This window comes from Actinoallomurus spadix, assembly GCF_024055725.1.
GTDB lineage: Bacteria > Actinomycetota > Actinomycetes > Streptosporangiales > Streptosporangiaceae > Actinoallomurus > Actinoallomurus spadix.
On the sequence record NZ_JAMXMX010000002.1, the window covers coordinates 341,582 to 365,980 of the forward strand.

The following is a 24,399-nucleotide window of genomic DNA, read 5'->3' on the forward strand; positions in this document are numbered from 1 at the left end:
CTGGTGGCCAGCCGGGATTCCGGCCCGGTTCCGTCTGCGCCACCGGGCGTACGCCCGAAGCCTCCCGTCGTATGACGACCCGGCGGGTGGCCCGGGCGCACGATCGGGGCATGGAAACGACGAACCTCCCCACGCACGGTCCCTGGCAGCCCGGTCCCTGGCACCACGGTCCGTGGCAGCACGCGGACGGCCCCGGCTGGTGGCCGGTGATCCCTCTCGCGTTCGGTCTGTTCTGGCTGCTCGTCATCGGCGGAGGCGGCTACCTGCTGTGGCGCCGCAGCGCGAAGGCACCGACGAGCGCGGAGTCCGTGCTCGCCGAGCGGTACGCGCGCGGCGAGATCGACGAGGAGGATTACCGGGAGCGGCTGGCCGTCCTGCGCGCCTAGGGGGTGCCCGCCGGTCGGCCCCTAGGTCAGGGCCCGGCGAGTTCCGGGCCGCTCTCGCAGTGCCGGGTGACCTCCGGGGAGGTCTCCCGGGCATGGTCGGTGGCCGGCGCCGCCGCCTCCAAGAGCCGGCCGGCCTCGGCCTCGTCGATGGACGCGCCGGCCGCCGCCTCGCTGAACCGCCGGAGGAGGCGGGCGAACTCGGCGCGTTCGGCCGGGGTCCAGTCGGCGACGAGCCGGCCGATGAAGTGCCGGCGGAACTCGTCGGCCTTGTCCTGGATGCGGCGCCCGGCGTCGGTCAGCTGCAGGTGGGCGCGCCGGGCGTCGACCGGTGACGCCTGGCGGGACACGAAGCCGGCGTCGATGGCGTGGCCGACGAGCCGGCTGGCGGTCGATGGGTCGATCTCGAGGCGTTCGGCGACGGCGCCGACGGTGACGTCACCGCGGTCGTCGCCCTGCTTGGCGACCGCGTAGATGACCATCAGGTTGGACAGCTGGATGCCCCGTCCGTGTTCGCAGTTCTCGCGCAGCCGCCGTAGGAGCTGCGGCTTGGCCCAGAGCCTGCGGAGCTGGAATGCGGCCTGCTCGATCTCCGCGACGCTCGGGTCGATTTCGGTACCCACATCGTCACAGTAATTGAGCCTGTCCCGATCACCCGCATCCTGCGGGGTCATCCCCACCAGAACGCCGTGGCGATGATTCCGTACAGCACGATCAGGGTCGCGCCCTCGAGCCAGTTCGACTCGCCGTCGAGAACGACGAGCACGGTGATCACCACGGCCATGATGAGCACCGCGATGAGGAGCGGTGACAGGACGAGGGTGAAGGACGCTCCGACCAGCGGGGAGAGCAGGACGAGGGCGGGCGCGACGACCAGGGCGATCTGCAGCGGGCTCTGCAGGATGACCGACAGCGCGAAGTCGGACTGGTTCTTGAGAGCGAGCTGGATGCCGACGACGTTCTCGACGGCGTTCCCGGCGATCGCCACGATGACGAGGCCGGCGAACGCCTGGGAGATGCCCAGGGAGTCCATCGCGGGTTCGAGCGCGGCCACGAACCAGTCCGACACCAGCGCCGCGCCGACCCCGGTGATCGCCAGCATGGCGAGGGCGACGGCCAGCGGCCAACGGGGCCCGTGCGCGGACTCCGCACCCTTCGCCGCGCCCGCTCCGGCCTTCTCCGCGTCCGTTCCGGTCTTCGCGGTGGGCTCGGCGGGGCGTTCGCCGGAGTCCGTGGCGACGGTGCCCTCCGCGCCGGAGCTCAGGGCGGCGGCCTTCGCCGGCTCCCCGGCCGTGCCGTGTCCTCCCTCGGCCTGCTGCCGTTTGATCGAGCTGGGCAGCGACGCGGCGAACAGGCAGAGCAGCAGGATCGACACCACGACCGAGAGATTGCGCTCGTGCAGGGCCGCCTTCGTCGCATGGGAGCCGAGCGCCGCGGTGAGGGAGGGCACCAGCAGCGCCGCGACCGACAGGACCAGCAGCACCGACAGGGTCCGGGCGGCGTCACCGCCGAACTTCTGCGGCCCGTGCTTGATGCCGCCGAGCAGGAACGCCAGGCCGAGGACGAGCAGGACGTTGGCGAGGATGCTGCCGACGATGGTGGCCGTGGCCACGTCGTACAGCTTCTTCTGCAGCGCGAAGAGTACGACGAACAACTCGGGGAGGTTGCCCAGCGCGCTCTGGACGACGCCGGTGGCCCCGGCGCCGAGCCGGTCGGCGAGGTTCTCGACGCTGCGCCCGACCAGGCTCGCCAGGAGGGCGAGTGCGATCGCCGCGACGACGAACGGAACGACGGTGCCGCCGATCTTGCCGTAGTGCGTGACACCGGCCGCCACGGATGCCACCAGGGTGATGACGATCAGGCGCCAGTCGGAACGCGAAAAACCCATGGGGAGATCATGCCGCATCCGGACCTGCGGACTTGACGTTTCCTTGGGGTTCAGTGCGTCGAGGTGAGCGCCGTCCCGACGCGGACGTGCGCTCCCGGTGGCAGGCCGAGGCGTTGCGCCGCGTTTCCGGCGTTCACGGCGAGCGCGAGGCAGCCGGCCGAGTCGACGAAGGCGACCAGTTCGCCGGGAGGCACGGCGCCGAACGTCTCGCGGAACGGCACGGTGATACTCCGGCGCCCGAGGATGAAGCTCAGGGGAACGCCCGTGACGGCGCCGATCCGGCGCAGGTCCTCGGCGGTCACGGAGAGTTGCACGTTCCCGAACCGGTCGACGGTCAGCACCTCGCCGTCGACCGTGCCCTCCTGCACTCTGCGGGTCGGCCGGGGCAGCGTCACGAGGTCGGCGGCGTCGAACTCCGTCCCGACGGCCGTGATGTCCAGGCCCGCCGCCAGGTGCGCCGCCACCGGGGCGAAGATGTCGCGGCCGTGGAACGTCGCCGACGTGGGCGCGAGCCACAGGTCCCGGTTGGTCAGCTCGAAGGCGCGCGCGCCGCCGTCGGGGACGCACCAGGACAGCACGCCGTTGTCCGGCCCGACGAAGATCCGGCCGCCGGCGGCCACCGCGACCGCCCGCCGGGTCGTGCCGACACCGGGGTCGACGACCGCGACGTGTACGCCCTCCGGGAGGTACGGCACCGTCTGGGCGAGGATGGCGGCCCCGCGCCGGACGTCGGCGGGCGGGACGAGGTGGCTGATGTCGATGACCCGGGCGCTCGGGGCGATCCGCGCGATCACCCCGTGACAGGCCGCCACGAACCCGTCCTCCAGCCCGTAGTCGGTCAGCAGCGATACGCAGTCGATGGAGGCCACGTTTGCAGACTACGTCGAGGCCTTACCCGGAGAACACCGCGAACAAGTCGACGATCACGCGTAGCATGACAGCCCCCCGACCCGTACAGAGGGGACCTGATGCAACCGGCGAACGCCCGGGGCGATGGCCCTGACAAGAAGAAGGAAGACGACGGCCGCCTGACCGACCGCGACCGCGAGATCCTCGACTTCGAACGACAGTGGTGGAAGCACCCAGGCGCCAAGGAGCAGGCGATCCGGGAGTTGTTCGACATGTCCTCGACCCGCTACTACCAGATCCTGGGCCGCTTGATCGAGCGTCCCGAGGCGCTGGAGTACGACCCGATGCTGGTGAAGCGGCTGCGGCGTCAGCGATCCGCCCGTCAGCGCCAGCGGGCGGCGCGTAGGCTCGGTATCCGAACCTGACCCGCCCGGCACGGCGCGCATCCTTCCCGGCGGGCGAGCCGGTGCCCGGCCGCCTCCCGTGGACGGCCGGCCCGTGACGGGCGTCCGCGCGGCGAAGGAGAGGGACGACCGATGAGCGTTGAGCCGGAGGCCCGGACGGACGCCGGAGCCGAGGGGCTGGCCGCGATCCGCGACCGCCCGCGGGAGGCGCTCATCGGCTTCGACTTCGACGGGACGCTGTCGCCGATCGTCGACGACCCCGCCGCCGCGCGGGCGCATCCGGGCGTCGTCCCGGCGCTGCGCCGCCTGGCGCCGCTCGTCGGCACGGTCGTGGTCATCACCGGCCGTCCCGCCGCGACCGCCGTCGAGGCCGGCGGGTTCGCCGACCTCGACGGCCTCGTCGTCCTCGGCCAGTACGGCCGCGAACGCTGGGAGAACGGCGTGCTGGACGTGCCGGAGCCGCCGCCGGGCGTCGCGGAGGTCCGCGCGAAGCTCCCGCGGATCCTGGCGAACGCCCCCGAGGGCGTCGCGGTCGAGGACAAGGGACTCGCGCTCGCGGTGCACACCCGCCGGGCCGCTGAGCCGCAGGTCGCCCTCGAACGCCTGCGGAGCCTCATCGAGGCCCTGGCCGAGCGCACCGGCCTCGCGGTCGAGCCGGGCCGTTTCGTGCTCGAACTCCGCCCGCCCGGCATGGACAAGGGCGCGGCGCTGCGCGCGCTGGCCGCCGAGCGCGGCGCGTCGGCGGTCCTGTTCGCCGGGGACGACCTCGGCGACCTCGCGGCGTACGACGCGATCGACGCGCTGCGCAAGGAGGGCACGCCCGGCGTGAAGGTCTGCAGTTCGTCGGACGAGGTGACCGCGCTGGCCGAGCGCGCGGACGTCGTCGTCGACGGCCCGCCGGGCGTGGTCGGCCTCATCGAGCGCCTCGCCGACGACCTGGGCTGACGCGCGCCTCCCGGGAGGCGCGCGCTCCCCGGCCGCGCTCGCCGAGGTCGGCCGCGCTCGCGGGGTCGGCCGCGCTCGCGGGGTCGGTCAGTCGTCCTCGGCGAGGATGCCGTACAGACGGCGTCGGGCGTCGTTGATGACGTCGAGGGCGCGCTCGCGCTGCTCCTCGTTGCCGGCGTGCATGACCTGCCGGAGGGCCATCATCAGCCGGCCCATCGCGGAGTGGAGGTGGGTGGCGGCCTCGCCGGCGTCCTCGGTGATCTCCGCCCACGGCGGTGTCCGCCCGGCGGCGGCCTCGGTCTCGGCGCGCCCGGCGTCCGTCAGCGCGAACAGCCGCTTGCCGGACGACTCCCGCCCGGAGATGAGCCCTTCGTCCTCCAGGAGCTGCAGCGTCGGGTAGACCGAGCCGGGGCTGGGCCGCCAGAGCCCGCCGGTGCGGTTCTCCAGCTCCTGGATCATCTCGTAGCCGTGCATCGGGCGCTCGGCCAGCAGCGCGAGGATCGCGGCCCGTACGTTGCCGCGCTTCGTACGGCGCCCGCCGCGTCCGCCCCGGCCACGCGGGCCGAAGCCCGGCCCCCAGTCGCCGAACGCCGCGCGCTCCTCACGGTGCGTTGATCCTCTGCGCATGGCCTCTCTCCGCCGATATGTCGAACGATATATCGTACGGCGGGTCAGCCCTTGACCTGGATGCTGTCGAGGATCTTCCGGGTGAGGTCGGGCGAGCCGGTGATCTTCACGCGGACCCACATCGCGTACTTCCCCTTCGTGTCCCGCAGCCCGGTCTCGTTGATGGTGATCGTGCCGCAGTGCCAGGGGGTGATCTGCCCGGCGAGCGTGCCGTGGTGGTACGCCTGCGGAGCGCCCGGCGTGCACTTGGCCCGGTGGCTGCCCAGGGTGCGGGGCGGCAGGGTGACGTTCAGGTCGTGGGTGAGCCCGGCGAAGACGCCCGGTGTCGGAACGTCGTCCTTGACGAACTGGCCGTAGTCGGGGGTCGCGCGCAGCGCGGGCGCCTTCGCGCGGTCCGCGACGGCGACCGGCCAGGTGGTGTGCTGCCTCTGCAGCACCCAGGACGGTGGGACGCGGATGCTGAGCCGGCCCGCCACGTCGCTCACGGTGACGAGGCCGTCCCCGGGCTTGGTCTTCGACGAGGAGCCCCCGGTGAGCTTCCCGATCGCGTACGCGCCACCGCCTCCGACGACCAGCACCGCGGCGAGCCCGGCGATGACCACCAGCCGTTTGCGGCTCGGCCCTCCCGGCGACCCGCCGCCCGTCCCGCCGGGCCGCGCCCCGGGACCCGCGGCGGGCCGGTCGCCCCCGGCGCCGCCCGGGCCGTACGGCCGCTCGATGGGCAGGTCGACGACGGTGGCGTTGCCGCCTTCCGCCGGGGGCGGCGTCTGGATCGTCCGGTCGCGGGCGTTGTCGTACGGCGCCGGACCGCGGGCGTCGGACGCGGCCGGGCCCGGGTCGTCGCCGACCGGGGGGACCCGGAGCGTACGGCTCGACGGCGAGTCCTCGCCGCCGCCCGGTTCCGGCGGATCGTCCGGGACCGGGGAGACCCGCAGGGTCCGCCCCGACCCCTCGTCACCGGTCCGGTCCACCGGCCCCGCGCCGTACGAGCCGCCGGGAGCCCACTCGCCGGTTCCCGGGTCCAGCATCGTCGCGTCGCTGCCGGGTTCGTCCCGGACCGTCGCGTCGCCGGCGACGGACATCAGCGGAACGCTCAGCGCGGCCGCGAACGCCTCCGCCGACGGCCAGCGGCGCTCCCGGTCGCCCTCGAGCGCCCGCATCACGATCTCGTCGACGGCCGGCGGCAGATCGCCCCGCGCCGCGCTCGGCGGTGACTGCACCGGAGCCGGACCCGGCGCATCCCCCGTGAGCAGGTGGTACGTCAGCGCGCCCAGGCCGTACACGTCGGCGCGGACGTCGAGCCCGCCGCCGAACCGCGCCTGCTCCGGGGACATGTACCCCGGCGTGCCGACGGGCATCGTGAACGCCCCGGAGGCGTGCGCGAGCGCCTTGGCGAGCCCGAGGTCGGCGATGAGGAGGCGTTCGCCGCCGTCGGTCGTCGACTGGAACAGGATGTTCGACGGCTTCAGGTCGCGGTGGATGACGCCCAGCCGGTTGATCACCTCGACGCCGTGGGCGATCTCGATGGCCAGCCGCAGCACCTCGGCGACCGTGAGCCGCCGGTTCCGCATCCGGTCCTCGAGCGTTCCGCCATCGGCGTAGGACATGACGAAGTACGGCCGTCCGTCCTCGAGTTCGCCGATGTCGTGCACGCGGACGAGGCGTTCGGAATCGGCGCGGCGCAGAATCTTGGCCTCTTCCAGGAAGCGATTGCGCACGTCGAGGTCGTCGATGAGTCCGCCGGCCAGCACCTTCACGGCCACGGGGGCATCGAGCAGTTCGTCCCGGGCCAGCCAGACGGAGGCGAATGCTCCGGCCCCGAGGACACGATCGATTCGGTAACGGCCGACGGTTGAAGGTATGGACACCCCCGTATCATGCCCAATGCCGGGCGATATCGAGGGCGAGGCAGTGTCATGGCGTACGACGAGCGGACCGAGGAACTGGCGGCACGGGCCGCCAAGGGCGACACCGCGGCGTTGAATCAACTGCTCAAAGTGATCGAGCCGGATGTTCTGCGCCATTGCGGCCGATTCCTGCCGTGCCGTCAGGACGCCGAAGAAGCGTGTCAGGACGCGCTCATGCAGGTCGCGCGCAATATCGGACGGTTCGAGGGCCGTTCGCGATTCAGCACCTGGCTGCACGTCGTCGTCGCGAACTCCGCGCGTTCGACCTACCGTTCGCTCAAGCGCCGTTCGATGGAGCAGGCCGGTGAGCTGCCGCAGCAGCGTCCCGACCCGCGCCGTACGAGCGTCATCGCCGGCTCGCGGGTGGACATCCTGGACGCGATGGAGGACCTGGAGCGGCGCAAGCCCGACCTCATCGAGGCGCTGGTGCTGCGGGACGTGTCCCAGCTGGAGTACAGCGAGATCGCCCAGCAGCTCAACCTGCCCCTGGGCACGGTGAAGTCACGGATCCACGAGGCGCGCAAGCAGTTCCGCCAGGCGCTCGGCGACGACTACGGGTCGGCCGCCCAGTCCTGACCGCCGACCGGGCCCGTACGGCTCCGGTCCCGGACGGTACGGGGACCGCCTGCGGCATCGGCCGCCGCCGTCGCCACTCGTCCGGTCCGTGAGCCGCCCGGCTCACCGGCGCCGTCAGTCGAGGGCGTCGAGTTGCGCGGCGAACCAGCGCTGCGGCGGCAGGGCCGTCGCGGCGGCGGTCAGCCGGGCGCAGCGTTCGGCGCGTTCGCGGCGCGGCAGGAGCAGCGCCTGGTTCAGGGCCTGCGCCGTCTGCGACACGTCGAACGGATTGATCATCAGCGCGTCGGCCCCCAGCTCGGCGGCGGCCCCCGCCTCGCGGGACAGCACCAGGGCACAGCCGTCCTCGGACAGCACCGGACCTTCCTTGGCCACGAGGTTCATGCCGTCCCGGATGGGGTTCACGAGCAGGACGTCCGCCAGCCCGTACGCCGCCAGCGAGCGCGGATAGTCGTCGTTGACCTGCAGGATCAGCGGCTCCCAGCCGCTGTCGCCGAACTCGTCGGAGATCTCGGCCGCCGTCCGCTGCACGGCGGCGGTGTACTCGCGGTACTCCGGCAGGTCGTGCCGGGACGGGTAGGCGAAGGCCAGGTGCACGACCCGGCCATGCCACTCCGGATGCCTGGCCAGCAGCTCGCGGTAGGCCGCGAGCCCCCGGACGATGTTCTTGGACAGCTCGGTGCGGTCGATCCGCACGATCAGCTTGCGGTCGCCGACCTGCTCGCGCAGCGCCTGCCTGCGGGCCCGCACGTCGGCTTCGGCGGCGCGGGCGCGCAGCGACGCGCCCTCGACCCCGAGACCGTGCACGCCGATCCTGGTGACGTGCCCCGCGTGGGTGACCGTACGGGCGACCCGGTCGACCTTCGCCTGCAGCACGGCGGCGCAGCAGTCCATGAACGCGTCGGCCCAGCGTTCGGCGTGGAAGCCGGCGTGGTCGGCGCCGAGGACGCCCTCCAGCACCTCGCGGCCGATGTCGTCGGGCAGCAGGCGGTAGTACTCCGGCGGCGCCCACGGCGTGTGCGAGAAGTGCGCGATCTTCAGGTCGGGGCGGCGGTCACGCAGCATGCCCGGGGCGAGCGTCAGGTGGTAGTCCTGGATCGCGACCTTCGCGCCGGGCCGCGCGTCACGGGCCAGCGCGTCGGCGAACGCCGCGTTGTACGCCTCGTAGGACTGCCAGTCCCGGCGGGAGCGGGCGTCGAAGTGCGGGGCGTTCGGAGTGTCGTACAGCATGTGGTGGACGAACCACAGCGTGGAGTTGGCGACGGAGTTGTACGCGCGGTGGAAGGTGGCGGCCGGGATGTCCAGCATGCGGACGGCGCCGGCGCCGTAGGCGTCCAGCCGCCCGTCCTCCGCCCGTCGGGTCGCCGCGCGGTCGGCGTCCGAGAGCGCCGCGCAGATCCACAGGATGTCCCCGTCCAGGCCCGCCATGGCCGAGACCAGGCCGCCGCCGCCGCGCCGGACCGAGAGGGTCCCGTCGTCGGCGAGCGCGAACGAGACGGGACCGCGGTTGGATGCGACCAGGACCTGCGAGTCACCCATGTGGGGAGCGTAACCGGCCGACGTGAACGGCGGCTCAAGAAGGCCCGGTGGTCGGGTGATCCGGGCGGCCTCCCGAAAGGATCCCGACCTGGATCATCGAGGCATGTCACCTCGTGAAAAGCCGGTCGCGGCGGGATTTCACGACGACGCGCCACCGGGCCGGAACCGGCCGCGAAGGTGTTCCCGTGACCTGGGCGTCGCCGGGCCCGGGGCCGGCGACGCCGGTGTCTCGCGACCTGAGACGCGCTTGGCGGGGAACCGGTCAGTCACGTATACAAGTCCTCAGACAACTTAATAACGCTCATCCAGAGGGGTGGAGGGACCGGCCCGTTGAAGCCCCGGCAACCCTCCCGGACATGCGGTTCACAGCGTGCGAAGACACGCCGCAACTCGCTCGTAGCGAGGCCGCCCGGGACAGGTGCCAACTCCGGCTCGTGACCAAGGTGGCACGGGAAAGATGAGGAGAGAGGCCTCGCTTCATGTCGCAGAACGCCGCCCGAAACCTCGGCCCCGCGACGGCACTGACGTGCCGTGAGTGCGGAGAAACCTACGATCTGGGTCCTCGCTACGCCTGTGAGCTGTGTTTCGGCCCCCTCGAGGTCTCCTACGACCACACCGGCGTGACCCGCGAGACGATCGAATCCGGTCCGCGCAACATCTGGCGCTACCGCGGCCTGCTGCCGGTCCCGTCGAACGTCGCCGACACGCCCAACACCGAGCCCGGCTTCACCCGCCTCGTCCGCGCCGACAACCTCGCCGAGTCGCTCGGCCTGCGGTCGCTGTGGGTCAAGGACGACAGCGGCAACCCCACCCACTCGTTCAAGGACCGCGTGGTCGCGGTCGCGCTCGCCGCCGCCCGCGAGCTCGGCTTCAAGGTGCTGGCCTGCCCGTCCACGGGCAACCTCGCGAACGCGGTCGCGGCCGCGGCGGCGCGCGCCGGCATCCGCAGCGCGGTCTTCGTCCCCTCCGACCTCGAACGCCAGAAGATCATCACGACGGCGGTGTACGGCGGGACGTTCGTCACGGTCGACGGCAACTACGACGACGTCAACCGGCTGGCCTCCGAACTCGCCGGCGAGCAGGAGGACTGGGCGTTCGTCAACGTGAACGTCCGGCCGTACTACGCCGAGGGCTCCAAGACCATCGGATACGAGATCGCCGAGCAGCTCGGCTGGCGGCTGCCCGAGCAGATCGTGATCCCGATCGCGTCCGGCTCCCAGCTCACGAAGATCGACAAGGCGTTCCAGGAGTTCATCAGGCTCGGCCTGGTCGAGGACCGGCCGTACAAGATCTTCGGTGCCCAGGCGACCGGCTGCTCGCCCGTCTCGGCCGCGTTCAAGGCCGGCCACGACGTCGTGCAGCCCGTCAAGCCCTCGACCATCGCCAAGTCCCTCGCGATCGGCAACCCCGCCGACGGGCCGTACGTCCTCGACGCCGTGCGCCGCACCGGAGGCGCCATCGAGGACGTCTCGGACGAGGAGGTCGTCGACAGCATCGGCCTGCTCGCCCGCACCGAGGGCATCTTCGGCGAGACTGCGGGCGGCGTGACGCTGGGCGCGCTGCGCAAGCTCCTGTCGGCCGGCGTGCTCGACCCTGACGCCGAGACCGTGTTCATCAACTCCGGCGATGGTCTCAAGACCCTGGACGCGGTGGCCCCGGTCGCCAAGCCGTCCGCGAACATCGCCCCGACCCTCGAGGCATTCCGAAAGGCAGGTCTGGCGTGAGCTCGATCAGTGTCCGCATCCCGACGATCCTCCGCAGCTACACCGGCGGCGAGGCCGAGGTGAAGGCGACGGGGTCGACCGTGCGCGAGGTCGTCGCCGACCTGGACGCCAACTACTCCGGCATCGCCGCGCGCATCCTCGACGACAACGGCAAGATCCGCCGGTTCGTCAACGTGTACGTGGGGGAGGAGGACGTGCGGTTCGCCGACGGCCTCGACACGCCGACGCCGGACGGCGCCCAGATCTCCATCATCCCGGCCGTCGCCGGCGGCTGACCCGCGGGGCGAACCGCGTGGTCACCGGCCGCGCGGGTGACGCCCCGTGATCGCAAGCCCGGCCACGATCCCCGGTGCTCGCCGAGTTACCCGACTCGGTGAGCACCGGGGATCGCGCGTTGGGGCCGTCGAAATGGCGGAGCCGGGCGTGCCTCCTCCGCTTTCCTGATCGAGAATTGTGTCTCCTCTATACGGATTTATGGACATGTGTCGTTAGTTCCGGATGGAGCGGCTGGGTTTTTGACCAGCATCGGCCGTCGGCACTTTCGGGGTGAGGGCTGTTCCACGGACCGTAGCCGTGTGTAGGGTCGGCGATGGCCGCCGCAGCAGAGTCGGCGGGCGATCGACGGGTTCCGCACTGGTCCGGCGGGCTCGAATCAGTGACCGTGGCCAATGGTCACGGGAATTGCCCTGGTGGGAGTTGTTGGGAATGGCGCAAGGCACCGTCAAATGGTTCAACGCGGACAAAGGCTACGGCTTCATCGCGGTCGACGGTGGCAAGGATGTGTTCGTGCACTACTCGGCCATCGTCGCGGATGGCTACCGCAGCCTCGAGCAGGGGCAGCGGGTCGAGTTCGAGATCACGCAGAGCGACCGCGGCCCGCAGGCGGACACGGTCCGGGCACTCTAGGTCCCATAGCCCGACGGAGGCCCGGCGCTCGCGGCGCCGGGCCTCCGGCCGTCCCGGTGCCCCCGGCGCTCTGCACCCCTGGCCGTCCCGGCGCTTGCGGTGCCCCGGCCCTCCGGCCCTCCCGGCGCCTCTCTGCCGCCCGGTGCGTCTCTCCGCCGCCTGGTACGCCGCTGCGCGGCCTCCGAAGGCGGTGCCGGTCGTCCGGTGTGCCGCTGCGGCCGTCCGCCGCAGGACGTTCCCCACCTCGGTCGATGCCCCTCTCCGGAGCGGCATGGGGAGATGTTCACCCTGGTGAGGGATGACTCCGCTTGCACTCGCAAAGGGAGAGTGCTAAACAAGCGGTTGGCACTCTAGTATTGAGAGTGCCAACCAAGTGATCGAGGCGATGAGGCCTCGCATCCGGCGGCGGAATGGACGTCGTCGGGGGAGGTCGTCCGTCGCGGGCGTCGACTCGATCCGCGTGAAAGCCACCCCGTTCCGGGAGGATCTGGAGCCTATGGCTGCAAAGATGATCGCGTTCGACGAGGACGCGCGGCGCGGCCTCGAGCGCGGCATGAACCAGCTTGCCGACGCCGTGAAGGTGACCCTCGGTCCCAAGGGCCGTAACGTCGTTCTGGAGAAGAAGTGGGGCGCCCCCACGATCACGAACGACGGTGTCTCCATCGCCAAGGAGATCGAGCTCGAGGACCCTTGGGAGAAGATCGGCGCCGAGCTCGTCAAAGAGGTCGCCAAGAAGACCGACGACGTAGCCGGTGACGGCACGACGACGGCGACGGTGCTGGCCCAGGCGCTGGTCCGCGAGGGCCTGCGCAACGTGGCCGCCGGCGCCAACCCGATGTCCCTGAAGCGGGGCATCGAGTCCGCGGTGGAGCGCGTCAGCGAGCAGCTCGCGCAGATCGCCAAGGACGTCGAGACCAAGGAGCAGATCGCCTCCACGGCCTCGATCTCCGCCGGCGACACCTCGATCGGCGAGATGATCGCCGAGGCGATGGACAAGGTCGGCAAGGAAGGCGTCATCACGGTCGAGGAGAGCCAGACCTTCGGTCTGGAGCTCGAGCTGACCGAGGGCATGCGCTTCGACAAGGGTTACATCTCGCACTACTTCGTGACCGACCCGGAGCGTATGGAGGCCGTCTTCGACGACCCGTACATCCTGATCGTCAGCTCGAAGATCTCGGCGAACAAGGACCTGGTGCCGGTTCTGGAGCAGGTCATGCAGGCCGGCAAGCCGCTGGTCCTCATCGCCGAGGACGTCGAGGGCGAGGCCCTGGCCACCCTGGTCGTCAACAAGATCCGCGGTGTCTTCAAGTCCGTCGCCGTCAAGGCCCCGGGCTTCGGTGACCGCCGCAAGGCCATGCTGCAGGACATCGCGATCCTGACCGGTGGCCAGGTCATCAGCGAGGACATCGGCCTCAAGCTCGAGAACACCACGCTGGACATGCTCGGCCAGGCCAAGCGCATCGTGGTGACGAAGGACGAGACCACGGTCATCGATGGCGCCGGCAACCCCGACGACATCGCGGGCCGGGTCAACGAGATCCGCGCCGAGATCGAGAACTCCGACTCGGACTACGACCGCGAGAAGCTCCAGGAGCGTCTCGCCAAGCTGGCCGGCGGCGTGGCCGTCATCAAGGCCGGCGCGGCGACCGAGGTCGAGCTGAAGGAGCGCAAGCACCGCATCGAGGACGCCGTTCGCAACGCGAAGGCGGCCGTCGAGGAGGGCATCGTGCCCGGCGGTGGCGTCGCGCTGCTGCAGGCGAGCGTCAAGGCGTTCGAGAAGACCGACCTCGAGGGCGACGAGGCGACCGGTGCGCAGATCGTGCGCCGTGCGCTGGAGGAGCCGCTGAAGCAGATCGCGGTGAACGCCGGCCTCGAGGGCGGCGTGGTGGCGGAGAAGGTCCGCAACCTCGAGCCGGGCTTCGGCCTGAACGCCGCGACCGGCGAGTACGTCAACATGTTCGACTCGGGCATCATCGACCCGGCGAAGGTGACGCGCTCGGCGCTGCAGAACGCCGCGTCCATCGCGGCGCTGTTCCTCACCACCGAGGCCGTCATCGCCGAGAAGCCGGAGAAGGAGAAGGCTCCGGCCGGCGACCCGTCCGGTGGCATGGGCGGCATGGACTTCTGAGTCCACTCGCGTCAAGGGGCGGTCCGCAGTACCGGGACCGCCCCTTTCGCATACCCGCCTACGTCATGAGGGTCGGGGCCGAACCAGGCGGTGAGCACGGCCGGCAGGCCGGCCGGGTCGCCGCCGGCCCACGGGCTCATACGTTCTTCCTTGCCGGTGAGTGTCGTCAGGCGCGTCGCAGCCGGTCATCGGCGGACGCTCCTTTGAATCGTGATGGGGCAGCTGCGCGGCGATGACTGCCGAGGGTTTTCGTGGTTGGAGCGACCAGCATCCTCAGCGTTGATGGGTGGTGGGTAACTCCGATTCCGAGACCGTGCGCGCGCCGTGGACCCGCGCGGACGAGAGTGCCCGTACGCGCGGGTTCGCGCGTACGGGGCACTGCGTCGGCAGGGCCGCTCAGCGGCCGGTGGTCGCGATCAGCGGTTCGTGGCCTTGCCCTTGGTCCAGGAGGACTCGAGGTGCCCGCCGCTCCGCGTCGCCTCCTTGCGGACGGTGTTCTGCGCGGAGACGGACGTGCCCGCCGCGAGCCGGACCACGATCTTGTCCTCGATGTCCTTCGGCGCACCGCCCTGGTAGCCGTTGAACATGATCGAGAAGATCAGCGGCTGCCCGGTGTCGTCCTTCACGTAACCGCTCAGCGCGGTCACGCTGGTGAGCGTGCCGGACTTCGCGTGGACGTTCCCGGCCGCGGGGGTTCCCTTCATCCGTGAGGCCAGGGTGCCGCCGACGAGCCGGTCGGGCTGACCCGCGATGGGTAGCGCGTTGTACCAGGTCGAGAACCAGGGCTTCGCCTGTACGGCCTTGAGGATGGTGCTCACCTGCCGGGGCGTCGTCTGGTTCGTACGCGAGAGCCCCGAGCCGTCGGTCTGCTTGACCTTGGTGGTGTCGACGCCGAGCGTCTTGAGGTACCGGGACGTCGCGGCGATGCCCGCCGCCCGGGTGCCCTTGCCCGCGACCTTACGGCCGATCGCCTTGGTCAGGATCTCGGCGATCTGGTTGTTGCTGAGCTTGAGGAAGGGCGTCGCCAGCTCGGACAGCGGGATCGACCGCCGGGTGGTGACCACTTTGGCGGTCTTGGGGGTCGCGGCCCGCTTGGTCGCCCCCGCGACGGTGACTCCATGGGCCGTGAGCGCCCTGCGGAAGACGTCGGCCGCGTACTGCGTCGGGTTCGGCGCGGCGGAGAGATGGTCCTCCTTCCCGCCGTCCGCGGGGTAGGACCCGGTGATGACGATGGTGTTCGTGCCGCCCGTACGGTCGACCGACACGGTCGAACCCGTCCCCGCCTTCCCCGTCGTCGCCCGGTTGTCGACTTTCACGACGCTCGTCGGGGGATTCAGCGTGACGTTGACGGGCTTGCCCTCTTGACCCGGGGTGATGGTCACGCCGATCGATCCGGCGTCGAACACGTCGTCCGGCGAGACGTTCAGCGCGGAGATCCCAGCCCCGTAGGAGTAGGGCAGGTCCGAGGGGTCCCAGCCCGGCGGGGTGAACTGCCGATCGAACCAGGTGTCGTCGGCGACCAGGCTGCCCTTGATCTTCTTGATGCCCTTGGCCGCGACCGCGGCGGCGAGCTTGTCGTAGTCGGCCGCCCGCAGGGTCGGGTCGCCCGTGCCCTTCAGGTACAGGTTCCCGCCGCGCGTGTAGACGCTCGTACGGAACCGGTAGCCGGCGCCGAGGATGCCGAATGCCGCGGTGGACGTTTCGATCTTGTTGTTGGAGCCAGGGATCTCCTGTGCGTCGGAGTCACGGTCGTAGAGGACCGCGCCGGTCTTGGCGTTGCGGACGATGACACCGATGCTCGCGCCCTTGAGGCGGCCGTCCGTGAGGATGTTGTCGAGGTCGGCCTTGAGATCACCGCTGGTGTAGGCCGTCGGCGTCGCCGTGCTGGTATCCGTCTGTGTTAGGGCCACGGCCGCCGTCGCGACGGCCGCTCCGCCCGCCAGGACGGCGATCGTCCCTTTCAGAGATCGACTCATGGCAACCGATCGTAACGATCAAGATACGGCTGCATTCCACACTTGCGATATTCGCCCGTTATCGGGCCGCCTGGCGGTCAGATCGGCCGGCGAGACCCGCCCGTTCGCGTGGCGGCCCGGGTGGCGGCCACGATTAGCGGAGCGCAGGCCAGGACCCCGAGCGCGACGGGCATGGTGCGGCGCAGGCCGCGCCGGGTGATCGCGCCCTCTCGTACGGCGCCGCGCAGCACCGCGAGGCCGATCGGCAGGTTGAGGCCGACCGCGGTGACGAGTCCGGGGGCGTACCCGCGCGCGACGACGGCCGCCGGAACGTGCGGTAGCGCCACGTTGAGCAGCATCACTCCGGCCATCCCGGCGGGCAGGTACGGCTTCCACGGGGTGGGGCGGCCGGTCGTGCCGGCGGCGGCGGCCGCCACTCCGAGCGCGGAGATCGCCGTCATGAGCCGGTTGAGAGTGGCCTGGTCGAGCCGGCCCGCCGTGCCGGGGAAGCGGGGCATCGTGAGCGCCTCCTCGGCGTTGTGCAGCGCGAACGCGCCCGCCAGCGCCCACGACCACCCTCGCCATCCGGTCATCATCGCCTCCCTTAACGAAACCTTCGGTAGCGTAAGGTGTGGCTGGCATAATACGCAACCGTGAGTATCGGAAGACCGCGCGACGCGGCCCGCGACCGCGCGATCCTGGCGGCGACACTCGAACTCCTCGCCGAGGCCGGGTACCCGGCCCTGCGGATCGACGAGGTCGCCCGGCGCGCGGGAGTCGCCAAGACGACCATCTACCGGCGCTGGCCGTCCAAGGGGGAGATGGTCCTCGACGCCATCGCGACGCACCTGGGGGACCGGTCGATCGAGGAGACCGGCGACCCGCTGCGCGACCTCCGCCGCCTGCTCGAGGTCACGTACGAAGGGCTCGCCGAGACCGTCGCCGGCCGGGCACTCCCGGCCCTCGCCGCCGAGATCATGGCGGACCCGGGACTCGCGGGGGAGTACCGCCGGCGGTTCGTCCACCCGCTACGGGACCGTGCCCGGGCCCTGATCGACCGGGCGGTCGCCGAGGGCTCGTTGCGCCCCGAGGTCGATCCGGACCTCCTCATGGACGTCGTGGTGGGCCCGTCCCTGTACCGGCCGATCGTCATGGGCGTCCCGGCTCCGGCGGCGTCGGCGTCCGCCGTGTTCGACCTGGTGATCCACGGAGCGGGCCTTCCATAGCATGCCGGTCCGATCAAGGTCGTAAGCTTCCGCCGTGGATCTCTTCAACTCCCCCGTATTGCTCGTCGAGCAGCCCAAGAGAGTTCTCGCCGTTGAGTCGCGGTACACCGTCTTCAATGGTCAGGGTCAGCCGGTCGCGACGGTGGGGGAGCCGAACCTCTCCGGCGGCAAGAAGGCCATGCGCTTCATGTTCTCCCAGTATTCCGGGAACACCCGCCACACCCTGCACGTCGTACGGCCCGATGGCATGCCGATGCTGATCATCGACAAGCCCTTCGCCCTGGTCACGCCGAAGGTGCAGATCACCTGGCCGAACGGCCAGCCCATCGGCGCGATCCAGTGCCACTTCGGCCTCCGGCCGCGCTTCACGCTGCTCGACCCGCAGGACCGCCAGCTCGGCGAGATCCGCGGCGACTTCTTCGCCTGGGACTTCACGATCACCGACTGGCAGGGCGTCGAGGTCGCCCGGGTGAACAAGCAGTGGGAGGGCCTGGCCGCCGCCTGGTTCACCACGGCCGACCGCTACGCGGTGCAGATCCCGTACCAGCTCCCCGACCCGCTCCGCACCCTGGTCATCTCGACCGCCATCACCATCGACGTGGTACTCCGCGAGAACAAGAAATGAGCCCCGGCGCCCGCGGTCACGCGGCGTCGAGCGCCGAGGATTCTGGTCGGTGGAGCAACCCGCGACCTCGGCCCTGATGCTGCGGCGGTCAGGACGGGCGACCGCCGTCGCGGGATCATGCGACGATGCAGGAGTCGTCGTCCCCGAAGTCGGCGATGATTCGTAGTTTTCCGCCGAGCGCCTCGACGTAGGAACGGAGCGTGGCGATCTCCACCTTGTTCATGTCGCCGTGTTCGATCGCGGACACCCTGGGAGCCGAGACGCCCATGGCTGCGGCCACTTCTCGTTGAGTGCGGGACTGACGGCGGCGGACCTCCGCCAACTGATAGGCGTGGATTTCGTCCAGCATCTGGCGTCGAATCCTCGCCCGCATCTCATCAGTGAATTCTCGCCCCTGCTCCTCGCGGATCTGCGCGGCTTCCCGCTTGACGTCATCCCACTTTCGGTTCATGCGTCTTCCTCGTCGGTGAGTGCCGTTGGGCGACCAGCATCCTCGGCGTTGAGGGGTGGCGAGGCGTCGACCGCGCGGGGAGGTCATTCGACCTGATCGGTCTCGGGGAGGCCGATCAGGTCGGCCATGCGGTCGACGCTGTAGTCGAAGAAGGTGTCGGCCGGGTCGAGGCTGTTGGCGTACTGGCCGAACAGCTCAAAGGTGATCATGCCGAACAGCTGGGTCCAGGCGGTGACGCTCCGGATGACCACATCGTTCGGGATGTCGGATCCCAGGAATTCCGTGATGCGGACGGCCTGGTCGGTCAGGGTCGGGGGCAGTGGCTCCTCGTCCCGGAGGGTCAGCGCGCCGGCCTCGTGCGCGTCGCGGACGATGGTCATGAGCGCGATGGGCACCCGGGAGCCCGAGGCGATCGTCGTCTCGGGGGCGTGGTAGCCCGGCACGGGGGAGCCGTAGAGGAGCGCGTACTCGTGGGGATGCGCGGTCGCCCAGGCACGCGTGGCCCGGCAGGCCGCCTCCCAGCGGCCCCGGAAGTCGGCTGAGAGGGCGGCGCGGTCGGCGGCCTCGATCTCGGCGGCGAGGGCCTCGTACGCGTCGATGATCAGGGCGGTGAGCAGCTCGTCGCGGCTCGCGAAGTAGCGGTACAGCGCCGAGGAGACCATGCCGAGCTCGCGGGCGACGGCCCGCAGCGAGAGGGCCTGGGCGCCGGACACCGAGAGCTGGCGTCGGGCGGCCTCCTTGATCTCCTGGGTCAGCTCGGACCTGGCCCGCTCGCGTGCGGTACGGCTCGCGTTCATGTCTTCCAGTCTGTCACTCGACAGATCGGTGAACAAATACGAGAGCACTGCTCTTGCTTTGTCTCGCTCTTCTGGTGCACACTGATCTCGATCGAGAGCAGTGCTCACATTGAGGAGATCCAGATGACCGCCGTTCAGCCGCGGCACGTGCAGGCCGCCGGGTTCGAGGTCTACTTCAACAAGGTCGTCCACTTCCTGACCCGCAAGGGGATCAGCCTGCTCGGCACGCGCATCCTGGCCGTACGGGGGCGGACGAGCGGCGAGTGGCGCACCAACCCGGTCAACGTCCTCACCTACGACGGCACCCGCTACCTGATCGCTCCGCGCGGCCACACCCAGTGGGTCCGCAACATCCGCGTCTCCGGCGAGGGCGAACTGCGCCTCGGCCGGCGGACCGAGGCGATCACCGTCACCGAGCTGCCGGACGAGCAGAAGCCGGCGCTGCTGCGGCAGTACTTCAAGCGCTGGGGCTGGGAGGTCGCCCGGTTCTTCGAGGAGGACATCAAGAAGGCCGACGACGAGCGGCTCGCGGCCATCGCCGCGACCGTGCCGGTCTTCCGGATCGACTGAGCCCGCAGCCGCCACGACCGGCGGCCCGCGCAGGGACGGGCCGCCGGCGAAGGGCCGGTCAGATGTCCTCGTCGCTGTAGACGGCGTCGGCGTCGACGATGCGGTAGGCGTAGCCCTGCTCGGCGAGGAAGCGCTGGCGGTGGGCGGCGTAGTCCTGGTCGAGCGTGTCGCGGGCGACGACCGAGTAGAACCGCGCGCCCTTGCCCGACGCCTTCGGGCGCAGGACCCGGCCGAGCCGCTGGGCCTCCTCCTGCCGCGATCCGAACGTCCCCGACACCTGGATGGCGACGGACGCCTCCGGCAGGTCGATCGAGAAGTTGGCGACCTTGGAGACGATCAGGACCTGCAGCTCACCGCTGCGGAACGCGTCGAACAGCCGCTCCCGCTCCTTGATCTTCGTCTCGCCCTTGATGACCGGCGCGTCGAGGCGTTCGCCGAGCTCGTCGAGCTGGTCGATGTACTGGCCGATGACGAGGAGCTGCTCGCCGCGGTGGCGCTCGACGAGGGCCTGCACGACCGACGTCTTGGTCTCGGTGGTGGCACAGAAGCGGTAGCGCTCCTCCTGCTCGGCGGTGGCGTACGCGAGGCGCTCGGAGTCGGTCAGCGTCACGCGGACCTCGACGCAGTCGGCCGGGGCGATCCAGCCCTGCGCCTCCATCTCCTTCCACGGCGCGTCGTACCGCTTCGGGCCGATGAGAGAGAACACGTCGCCCTCCCGGCCGTCCTCGCGCACCAGCGTGGCGGTCAGGCCGAGGCGGCGGCGGGTCTGCAGGTCGGCGGTCATGCGGAAGATCGGCGCGGGCAGCAGGTGCACCTCGTCGTACAGGACGAGGCCCCAGTCGCGGGCGTCGAACAGCTCCAGGTGGGCGTAGACGCCCTTCCGGCGGGTGGTCAGGACCTGGTACGTCGCGATGGTGACCGGCCGGATCTCCTTCTTGGTGCCGGTGTACTCGCCGATCTCGTCCTCGGTCAGCGACGTGCGGCGCAGCAGCTCCTGCTTCCACTGGTGCGCCGAGACGGTGTTGGTGACGAGGATCAGCGTGGTCGCGGAGGCGTGCGCCATGGCGGCGGCGCCGACGATGGTCTTGCCCGCGCCGCAGGGCAGCACGACGACGCCCGAGCCGCCGTGCCAGAACGACTCGGCGGCGTCCCGCTGGTACGCCCGCAGCTCCCAGCCGTCCTCCTCCAGGGCGATCGGGTGGGTCTCACCGTCGACGTACCCGGCGAGGTCCTCGGCGGGCCAGCCGAGCTTCAGCAGGGCCTGCTTGAGCGCGCCGCGCTGGCTCGGGTGCACGGCCACGCTGTCGTCGTCGACGCGCTCGCCGAACATCGGCTTGAGCTTCTTGGCCCGCAGCACCTCTTCGAGCACCGCGCGGTCCGACGACGCGAGGACGAGGCCGTGGGTCGGGTGCTTCTCCAGCCGCAGCCGGCCGTACCGGCCCATCGTGTCGGCGACGTCGACGAGCAGGGCGTGCGGTACGGGGTACCGCGCGTAGGTGATGAGCGCGTCGATCACCTGCTCGGCGTCGTGGCCCGCGGCGCGGGCGTTCCACAGCGCGAGCGGGGTGATCCGGTAGGTGTGGACGTGCTCGGGCGCGCGCTCCAGCTCGGCGAACGGCGCGATCGCCTTCCGGCACGCGTTCGCCGCGTCGTGGTCGACCTCGAGCAGCAGGGTCTTGTCGGACTGGACGATCAGCGGGCCGTCGGTCACGTGATGCCTTTCTGGCGGTGGGGTCTCAGTGTCCAACAGCCAGAGCCCCCGTGAGGCTTCCCGCGCCGGATCGGTCAGTACGTGGGCGAGCTCGTGCCCGAGTTCTCGCCGATCACGCCGATGGCGAACAGCACCACGATCAGGACGGCCACCAGCACGAAGTTCAGCGCGAAGCACACCCAGGACCAGAGGGTGAGCTGCTTGGCCGACTCGGGGTCCGTGGTGTTCCGGTTCATGGCCATGGCGGCCAGGATGATCCCGGGCAGCCAGGCGATGCCGCCGCAGCACAGCAGGGCGGAGACGATGTTGGCGATCAGTGCTCCGACCGCGCCGCCGTTCGAGCCGGCGGGCGGCGCGCCGGGCGGCCCGTAATAGCCGTAGCCCTGCTGCTGCCCGTACCCCTGCTGCGTTCCGTACCCCTGCTGCTGGGCGTAGGGGTCCTGCCAGCCGGGCTGGGTGTTCTGCCAGCCCTGCTGCTGGTAAGGGTCCTGGCCGTGTGGGCTCTGACCGTACTGCCCATACGGGTCCTGCCATGTCACGGTGGTGAGCCCCCAGCTCGTAGGTCGAAGAACGTAATCGACATGCCAAGCATGGCGGATAAGTCCGACTTACCCGATCACCGTTTGGTTCCATCTTGCCGTGTTGCGTCAATCGTCCGTCGAGCCACCGCCCGGTTCGACGAGGAACCGGCCCAGCACGAGGGCGGCGACCGGAACCCCGCACAGGGCCACGAACACGCCCTGCGGACCGTGCGCCTGGGCGACCAGGCCGAACACCGGCGCGATCAGGCCGCCGACACTGACCCCCAGACCGAGCGTGACCCCGGCGGCCGTCCCGGGCCGCGTCGGCAGGTAGTCCTGGCCGAGCTTGACGAGCACCGCGAACGGGATGTTCAGCGCGACGCCGCTCAGCACGGCGAACAGCAGGGGCAGGACCGGGCCGGGCGCCAGGCGCAGACCCGCCAGCGCCGGGAGGGCCACGACGCCGCCGAGCTGCACCGTGCGGACGAGGCCGATCCGGTCGGCGACGCGCCCGCCGAGGAGCGTCCCGCCGACGCCGCCGACGAGGAAGCACGCCAGCGCCACGCCCGCGACCTCCCGCGACGCGTGCAGGTGCCGGATCCAGTACAGCCCGATGAACGTGTTGACCCCGGTGAACGCCACCGACCGTACGATCTCGATGCCGGTCAGCACGAGGAACGGCGGCCAGCGGTCGGTGCCCGTACGCGCGGCGGCCGCGGCGGCGTCGGCCCGGTGCCGGTGCCGCCGCCGGAACAGCACGAAGCCGACCAGCACGGCGGGCGGGATGAACAGCGCGAGGGCGCCGACGCCCATCGACACAAGCGCGGGCGTCGCCAGTACCGGCGCCAGGAAGAAGCCGACGCTGCCACCCGCCGCGAACACGCTCATCGCGGCGGCGCTGTCCCCGGCCGTCTCCCGCGCGCCCTTGCCCGCCGCCGGGTGGAACATCGCCACGCCCAGCCCCGAGATCAGGATCAGCGTCCAGACGAGCGCGTACGAGCCGGCGAGGCCCGCCAGCCCGAGTCCCGTCCCGGCGAGCGCGACGCCCGCGGCGGCGAGCCAGCTCAGCCGCAGGCGGTCGACGGCCAGGCCGATGAACGGCTGAGGCACCGCGCTGCCCAAGGTCGCGGCCATGGTCAGCCCGGACGCGGCGACGTACCCGTAGTGCCGGTCCAGCACGAAGTACGGCACGCTCGCGGGAACCAGGCCCTGGTAGAGGTCGTCGACCGCGTGCGCGAGCCCCCACAGCCACATCCGGCGCCACGGCGAGGGGCGCGCGGCCCGGCCGCCGGACGGCCGGCCGAGGGTCCCGGTGGCGCCGTCGCGGTCGCCGGTGGCGGTCATCGTCGAACTCCTGGAGCACACATGATCGACAGGATCCCGGGGACCACCACCGGCGGACTTCCGCTATTCTGCCGAACAATGTCGGTGACCCGCCTCGATCTCGAAGGCTGGACACTCCGGGCGCTCCCGCCCCGGACCTGGATCGACTGGCACGATCACGCGCGGCACCAGCTGATCTACCCGAGCCGCGGGGTGCTGGAGGTCTCGACCGGCGCGGGCGCCTGGGTCGTCCCGCCGCACCGCGCCGTGTGGATCCCCGCCACGATGCCGCACGCCCACCGCGCGCACGGCCACACCGAGATGCGCACCCTGTTGTTCGAACCCGCCGTGAACCCGCTGCGGCTCGACGAACCCACCGTCCTGGCCGTCACCCCGCTGCTGCGCGAGGTGATCGTCGCGCTGACCGACGACACCGGACTGACCGGCCGGCAGCGGCACAACCTCGAGACGGTCGCCCTGGACCAGCTCTGCCGCGTCGAGGCGCTCGCCCTGCGCCTGCCCGCTCCGGCCGACCCCCGGCTGCGCGACCTCACCGCGATCCTCGCCGACGACCCCGCGGACCGGCGCACCCTCGCGGAGCTGGGCCGGGCCGTCGGCGCCTCCGAACGCACGCTCAGCCGGCTCTTCCGCGACCAGACCGGAATGACGTTCCCGCAGTGGCGCGCCCAGCTGCGGCTGCACCACTCCCTCACGCTCCTGGCCACCGGCGCGCCGGTCACCGAGGTCGCCACGTCCAGCGGCTTCCGCAGCCCGAGCGCGTTCATCGACGCGTTCCGGCAGGCGTTCGGCGTGACGCCGGGCCGGTACGCGGGCGGCTCCGGTCCGCGCTGAAACTTTGCCGCGGCGGGCGTTGGCGCGGGGCGCGGCGCGGAAAAGGGTCCCGATGTGAGCCAGGTGATGAGCGTCGAGGAGCGTGAGGCGTTCCTGGCGGGCGTGCGGATCGGCGTCCTCAGCGTCGCCGGCGACGGCGGCGACCGGGCACCGGTGACGATGCCGCTGTGGTACTGCTACCAGCCCGGCGGCGAGCTGTACTTCATCACCGGCGCGAGCAGCCGCAAGGCCGAGCTGATCAGGGAGGCGGGCCGCGTCTCGCTGTGCGCGCACAACGACGACCCGCCCTACCGGTACGTCACCGTCGAGGGGCCGGTCACGGCCATCGACGAACCCGCCGGCGAGACCGAGCGCGCCGAGCTGGCCCATCGCTACCTGGGCCCCGACCTCGGCGACCGGTACCTGCGGAGCACCCACGGAGAGGGCCTCGCGCTGTTCCGGATCCGCCCGGAGCACTGGTGCAGCGCCGACTTCGGCAAACGCCCGGAGTGACCG

At 71.1% G+C, this 24,399-nt stretch carries 26 protein-coding genes and 1 riboswitch; of the genes, 13 read left to right on the forward strand and 13 right to left on the reverse strand.

The window, feature by feature from the left end:
- Window positions 1-110: 110 nt before the first annotated feature.
- On the forward strand, window positions 111-386 hold the full coding sequence (locus tag NE235_RS03650; RefSeq protein ID WP_252799317.1) for an SHOCT domain-containing protein: 276 nt from the start codon (window positions 111-113) through the stop codon (window positions 384-386).
- A 26-nt stretch (window positions 387-412) separates the two neighbouring features.
- Here NE235_RS03650 and NE235_RS03655 read toward each other — a convergent pair whose 3' ends face one another.
- Genes NE235_RS03655 through NE235_RS03665 form a run of 3 tightly spaced genes read right to left on the reverse strand, consistent with a single transcriptional unit; the run spans window position 413 to window position 3,140 of the window.
- Window positions 413-1,006, reverse strand: coding sequence for a MarR family winged helix-turn-helix transcriptional regulator (locus NE235_RS03655; RefSeq protein ID WP_252799319.1), 594 nt, complete (start codon window positions 1,004-1,006; stop codon window positions 413-415).
- Window positions 1,007-1,053: 47 nt separating this feature from the next.
- Window positions 1,054-2,271, reverse strand: coding sequence for a hypothetical protein (locus NE235_RS03660; protein WP_252799321.1), 1,218 nt, complete (start codon window positions 2,269-2,271; stop codon window positions 1,054-1,056).
- A gap of 50 nt (window positions 2,272-2,321) precedes the next feature.
- Window positions 2,322-3,140 carry an SAM hydrolase/SAM-dependent halogenase family protein gene (locus tag NE235_RS03665; RefSeq protein WP_252799323.1) on the reverse strand — a complete coding sequence of 273 codons (819 nt, stop codon included), beginning with the start codon at window positions 3,138-3,140 and terminating at the stop codon, window positions 2,322-2,324.
- A 99-nt stretch (window positions 3,141-3,239) separates the two neighbouring features.
- Here NE235_RS03665 and NE235_RS03670 point away from each other — a divergent pair, with 99 nt between their 5' ends.
- Both NE235_RS03670 and otsB read left to right on the forward strand, forming a co-directional pair.
- On the forward strand, window positions 3,240-3,545 hold the full coding sequence (locus tag NE235_RS03670) for a DUF3263 domain-containing protein (protein ID WP_252799324.1): 306 nt from the start codon (window positions 3,240-3,242) through the stop codon (window positions 3,543-3,545).
- 111 nt (window positions 3,546-3,656) lie between these two features.
- Window positions 3,657-4,469 carry a trehalose-phosphatase gene (gene otsB, locus NE235_RS03675; protein ID WP_252799326.1) on the forward strand — a complete coding sequence of 271 codons (813 nt, stop codon included), beginning with the start codon at window positions 3,657-3,659 and terminating at the stop codon, window positions 4,467-4,469.
- Window positions 4,470-4,556: 87 nt separating this feature from the next.
- On the opposite strand, the gene NE235_RS03680 is transcribed toward otsB, so the two are convergent.
- Complete coding sequence (locus NE235_RS03680; RefSeq protein ID WP_252799327.1) at window positions 4,557-5,096, reverse strand: PadR family transcriptional regulator; 540 nt, start codon at window positions 5,094-5,096, stop codon at window positions 4,557-4,559.
- A gap of 44 nt (window positions 5,097-5,140) precedes the next feature.
- A complete protein-coding gene (locus NE235_RS03685; protein WP_252799330.1) occupies window positions 5,141-6,964 on the reverse strand; it encodes a serine/threonine-protein kinase in 1,824 nt (607 codons plus the stop codon).
- Window positions 6,965-7,012: 48 nt separating this feature from the next.
- Here NE235_RS03685 and NE235_RS03690 point away from each other — a divergent pair, with 48 nt between their 5' ends.
- Window positions 7,013-7,579: an RNA polymerase sigma factor gene (locus NE235_RS03690; RefSeq protein WP_252799331.1), complete on the forward strand. Its 567-nt coding sequence runs from the start codon at window positions 7,013-7,015 to the stop codon at window positions 7,577-7,579.
- 114 nt (window positions 7,580-7,693) lie between these two features.
- Here the strand turns inward: NE235_RS03690 and NE235_RS03695 are convergent, their stop codons facing one another.
- Window positions 7,694-9,115 carry an alpha,alpha-trehalose-phosphate synthase (UDP-forming) gene (locus tag NE235_RS03695; protein ID WP_252799333.1) on the reverse strand — a complete coding sequence of 474 codons (1,422 nt, stop codon included), beginning with the start codon at window positions 9,113-9,115 and terminating at the stop codon, window positions 7,694-7,696.
- A gap of 298 nt (window positions 9,116-9,413) precedes the next feature.
- Window positions 9,414-9,579, forward strand: a riboswitch (SAM riboswitch).
- A gap of 15 nt (window positions 9,580-9,594) precedes the next feature.
- Between NE235_RS03695 and thrC the strand changes: the two genes are divergently transcribed.
- From thrC to groL, 4 genes are all read left to right on the forward strand, one after another.
- Entirely contained in the window at window positions 9,595-10,839 is a 1,245-nt protein-coding gene (gene thrC / locus NE235_RS03700; protein WP_252799334.1) for a threonine synthase, read from the forward strand.
- Window positions 10,836-11,114 (forward strand): MoaD/ThiS family protein, encoded by a 279-nt coding sequence (locus tag NE235_RS03705; RefSeq protein WP_252778086.1) that lies wholly within the window; start codon window positions 10,836-10,838, stop codon window positions 11,112-11,114. Before thrC ends, NE235_RS03705 begins: the two co-directional genes overlap by 4 nt.
- A gap of 430 nt (window positions 11,115-11,544) precedes the next feature.
- Entirely contained in the window at window positions 11,545-11,745 is a 201-nt protein-coding gene (locus NE235_RS03710) for a cold-shock protein (RefSeq protein ID WP_252799336.1), read from the forward strand.
- Window positions 11,746-12,241: 496 nt separating this feature from the next.
- Window positions 12,242-13,873, forward strand: a complete 1,632-nt coding sequence (gene groL / locus NE235_RS03715) for a chaperonin GroEL (protein ID WP_252799337.1) — start codon at window positions 12,242-12,244, stop codon at window positions 13,871-13,873.
- 416 nt (window positions 13,874-14,289) lie between these two features.
- On the opposite strand, the gene dacB is transcribed toward groL, so the two are convergent.
- Together dacB and NE235_RS03725 are read right to left on the reverse strand one after the other, a co-directional pair.
- A complete protein-coding gene (dacB, locus tag NE235_RS03720; RefSeq protein ID WP_252799338.1) occupies window positions 14,290-15,849 on the reverse strand; it encodes a D-alanyl-D-alanine carboxypeptidase/D-alanyl-D-alanine endopeptidase in 1,560 nt (519 codons plus the stop codon).
- A 77-nt stretch (window positions 15,850-15,926) separates the two neighbouring features.
- Entirely contained in the window at window positions 15,927-16,421 is a 495-nt protein-coding gene (locus tag NE235_RS03725; protein ID WP_252799340.1) for an HXXEE domain-containing protein, read from the reverse strand.
- Between the two features lie 60 nt (window positions 16,422-16,481).
- Between NE235_RS03725 and NE235_RS03730 the strand changes: the two genes are divergently transcribed.
- Window positions 16,482-17,054, forward strand: a complete 573-nt coding sequence (locus NE235_RS03730; protein ID WP_252799342.1) for a TetR/AcrR family transcriptional regulator — start codon at window positions 16,482-16,484, stop codon at window positions 17,052-17,054.
- A gap of 34 nt (window positions 17,055-17,088) precedes the next feature.
- Window positions 17,089-17,679, forward strand: a complete 591-nt coding sequence (locus NE235_RS03735) for an LURP-one-related/scramblase family protein (protein WP_252799343.1) — start codon at window positions 17,089-17,091, stop codon at window positions 17,677-17,679.
- Window positions 17,680-17,794: 115 nt separating this feature from the next.
- Here the strand turns inward: NE235_RS03735 and NE235_RS03740 are convergent, their stop codons facing one another.
- Both NE235_RS03740 and NE235_RS03745 read right to left on the reverse strand, forming a co-directional pair.
- A complete protein-coding gene (locus NE235_RS03740) occupies window positions 17,795-18,130 on the reverse strand; it encodes an XRE family transcriptional regulator (RefSeq protein ID WP_252799345.1) in 336 nt (111 codons plus the stop codon).
- A gap of 83 nt (window positions 18,131-18,213) precedes the next feature.
- Window positions 18,214-18,927, reverse strand: a complete 714-nt coding sequence (locus tag NE235_RS03745) for a TetR/AcrR family transcriptional regulator (protein WP_252799346.1) — start codon at window positions 18,925-18,927, stop codon at window positions 18,214-18,216.
- A 123-nt stretch (window positions 18,928-19,050) separates the two neighbouring features.
- Between NE235_RS03745 and NE235_RS03750 the strand changes: the two genes are divergently transcribed.
- Complete coding sequence (locus tag NE235_RS03750; RefSeq protein WP_252799351.1) at window positions 19,051-19,497, forward strand: nitroreductase/quinone reductase family protein; 447 nt, start codon at window positions 19,051-19,053, stop codon at window positions 19,495-19,497.
- 58 nt (window positions 19,498-19,555) lie between these two features.
- Here the strand turns inward: NE235_RS03750 and NE235_RS03755 are convergent, their stop codons facing one another.
- From NE235_RS03755 to NE235_RS03765, 3 genes are all read right to left on the reverse strand, one after another.
- Entirely contained in the window at window positions 19,556-21,208 is a 1,653-nt protein-coding gene (locus NE235_RS03755) for a DNA repair helicase XPB (RefSeq protein ID WP_252799353.1), read from the reverse strand.
- Window positions 21,209-21,282: 74 nt separating this feature from the next.
- Complete coding sequence (locus NE235_RS03760; protein WP_252799356.1) at window positions 21,283-21,747, reverse strand: hypothetical protein; 465 nt, start codon at window positions 21,745-21,747, stop codon at window positions 21,283-21,285.
- A gap of 108 nt (window positions 21,748-21,855) precedes the next feature.
- Window positions 21,856-23,073 (reverse strand): MFS transporter, encoded by a 1,218-nt coding sequence (locus tag NE235_RS03765; protein ID WP_252799357.1) that lies wholly within the window; start codon window positions 23,071-23,073, stop codon window positions 21,856-21,858.
- Between the two features lie 78 nt (window positions 23,074-23,151).
- Between NE235_RS03765 and NE235_RS03770 the strand changes: the two genes are divergently transcribed.
- Window positions 23,152-23,904 (forward strand): AraC family transcriptional regulator, encoded by a 753-nt coding sequence (locus NE235_RS03770; RefSeq protein WP_252799359.1) that lies wholly within the window; start codon window positions 23,152-23,154, stop codon window positions 23,902-23,904.
- A gap of 54 nt (window positions 23,905-23,958) precedes the next feature.
- Window positions 23,959-24,396 (forward strand): pyridoxamine 5'-phosphate oxidase family protein, encoded by a 438-nt coding sequence (locus NE235_RS03775; protein WP_252799361.1) that lies wholly within the window; start codon window positions 23,959-23,961, stop codon window positions 24,394-24,396.
- Window positions 24,397-24,399 lie beyond the last annotated feature (3 nt).

Excerpts from the sequence above, each read along its gene's own strand:
- NE235_RS03650 (WP_252799317.1), top strand. The coding sequence starts at position 111 with ATGGAAACGACGAACCTCCCCACGCACGGTCCCTGGCAGCCCGGTCCC.
- NE235_RS03660 (WP_252799321.1), bottom strand. The coding sequence starts at position 2,271 with ATGGGTTTTTCGCGTTCCGACTGGCGCCTGATCGTCATCACCCTGGTG.
- NE235_RS03670 (WP_252799324.1), top strand. The coding sequence starts at position 3,240 with ATGCAACCGGCGAACGCCCGGGGCGATGGCCCTGACAAGAAGAAGGAA.
- otsB (WP_252799326.1), top strand. The coding sequence starts at position 3,657 with ATGAGCGTTGAGCCGGAGGCCCGGACGGACGCCGGAGCCGAGGGGCTG.
- NE235_RS03680 (WP_252799327.1), bottom strand. The coding sequence starts at position 5,096 with ATGCGCAGAGGATCAACGCACCGTGAGGAGCGCGCGGCGTTCGGCGAC.
- NE235_RS03690 (WP_252799331.1), top strand. The coding sequence starts at position 7,013 with ATGGCGTACGACGAGCGGACCGAGGAACTGGCGGCACGGGCCGCCAAG.
- NE235_RS03695 (WP_252799333.1), bottom strand. The coding sequence starts at position 9,115 with ATGGGTGACTCGCAGGTCCTGGTCGCATCCAACCGCGGTCCCGTCTCG.
- thrC (WP_252799334.1), top strand. The coding sequence starts at position 9,595 with ATGTCGCAGAACGCCGCCCGAAACCTCGGCCCCGCGACGGCACTGACG.
- NE235_RS03710 (WP_252799336.1), top strand. The coding sequence starts at position 11,545 with ATGGCGCAAGGCACCGTCAAATGGTTCAACGCGGACAAAGGCTACGGC.
- groL (WP_252799337.1), top strand. The coding sequence starts at position 12,242 with ATGGCTGCAAAGATGATCGCGTTCGACGAGGACGCGCGGCGCGGCCTC.
- dacB (WP_252799338.1), bottom strand. The coding sequence starts at position 15,849 with ATGAGTCGATCTCTGAAAGGGACGATCGCCGTCCTGGCGGGCGGAGCG.
- NE235_RS03725 (WP_252799340.1), bottom strand. The coding sequence starts at position 16,421 with ATGACCGGATGGCGAGGGTGGTCGTGGGCGCTGGCGGGCGCGTTCGCG.
- NE235_RS03740 (WP_252799345.1), bottom strand. The coding sequence starts at position 18,130 with ATGAACCGAAAGTGGGATGACGTCAAGCGGGAAGCCGCGCAGATCCGC.
- NE235_RS03745 (WP_252799346.1), bottom strand. The coding sequence starts at position 18,927 with ATGAACGCGAGCCGTACCGCACGCGAGCGGGCCAGGTCCGAGCTGACC.
- NE235_RS03750 (WP_252799351.1), top strand. The coding sequence starts at position 19,051 with ATGACCGCCGTTCAGCCGCGGCACGTGCAGGCCGCCGGGTTCGAGGTC.
- NE235_RS03765 (WP_252799357.1), bottom strand. The coding sequence starts at position 23,073 with ATGACCGCCACCGGCGACCGCGACGGCGCCACCGGGACCCTCGGCCGG.
- NE235_RS03770 (WP_252799359.1), top strand. The coding sequence starts at position 23,152 with ATGTCGGTGACCCGCCTCGATCTCGAAGGCTGGACACTCCGGGCGCTC.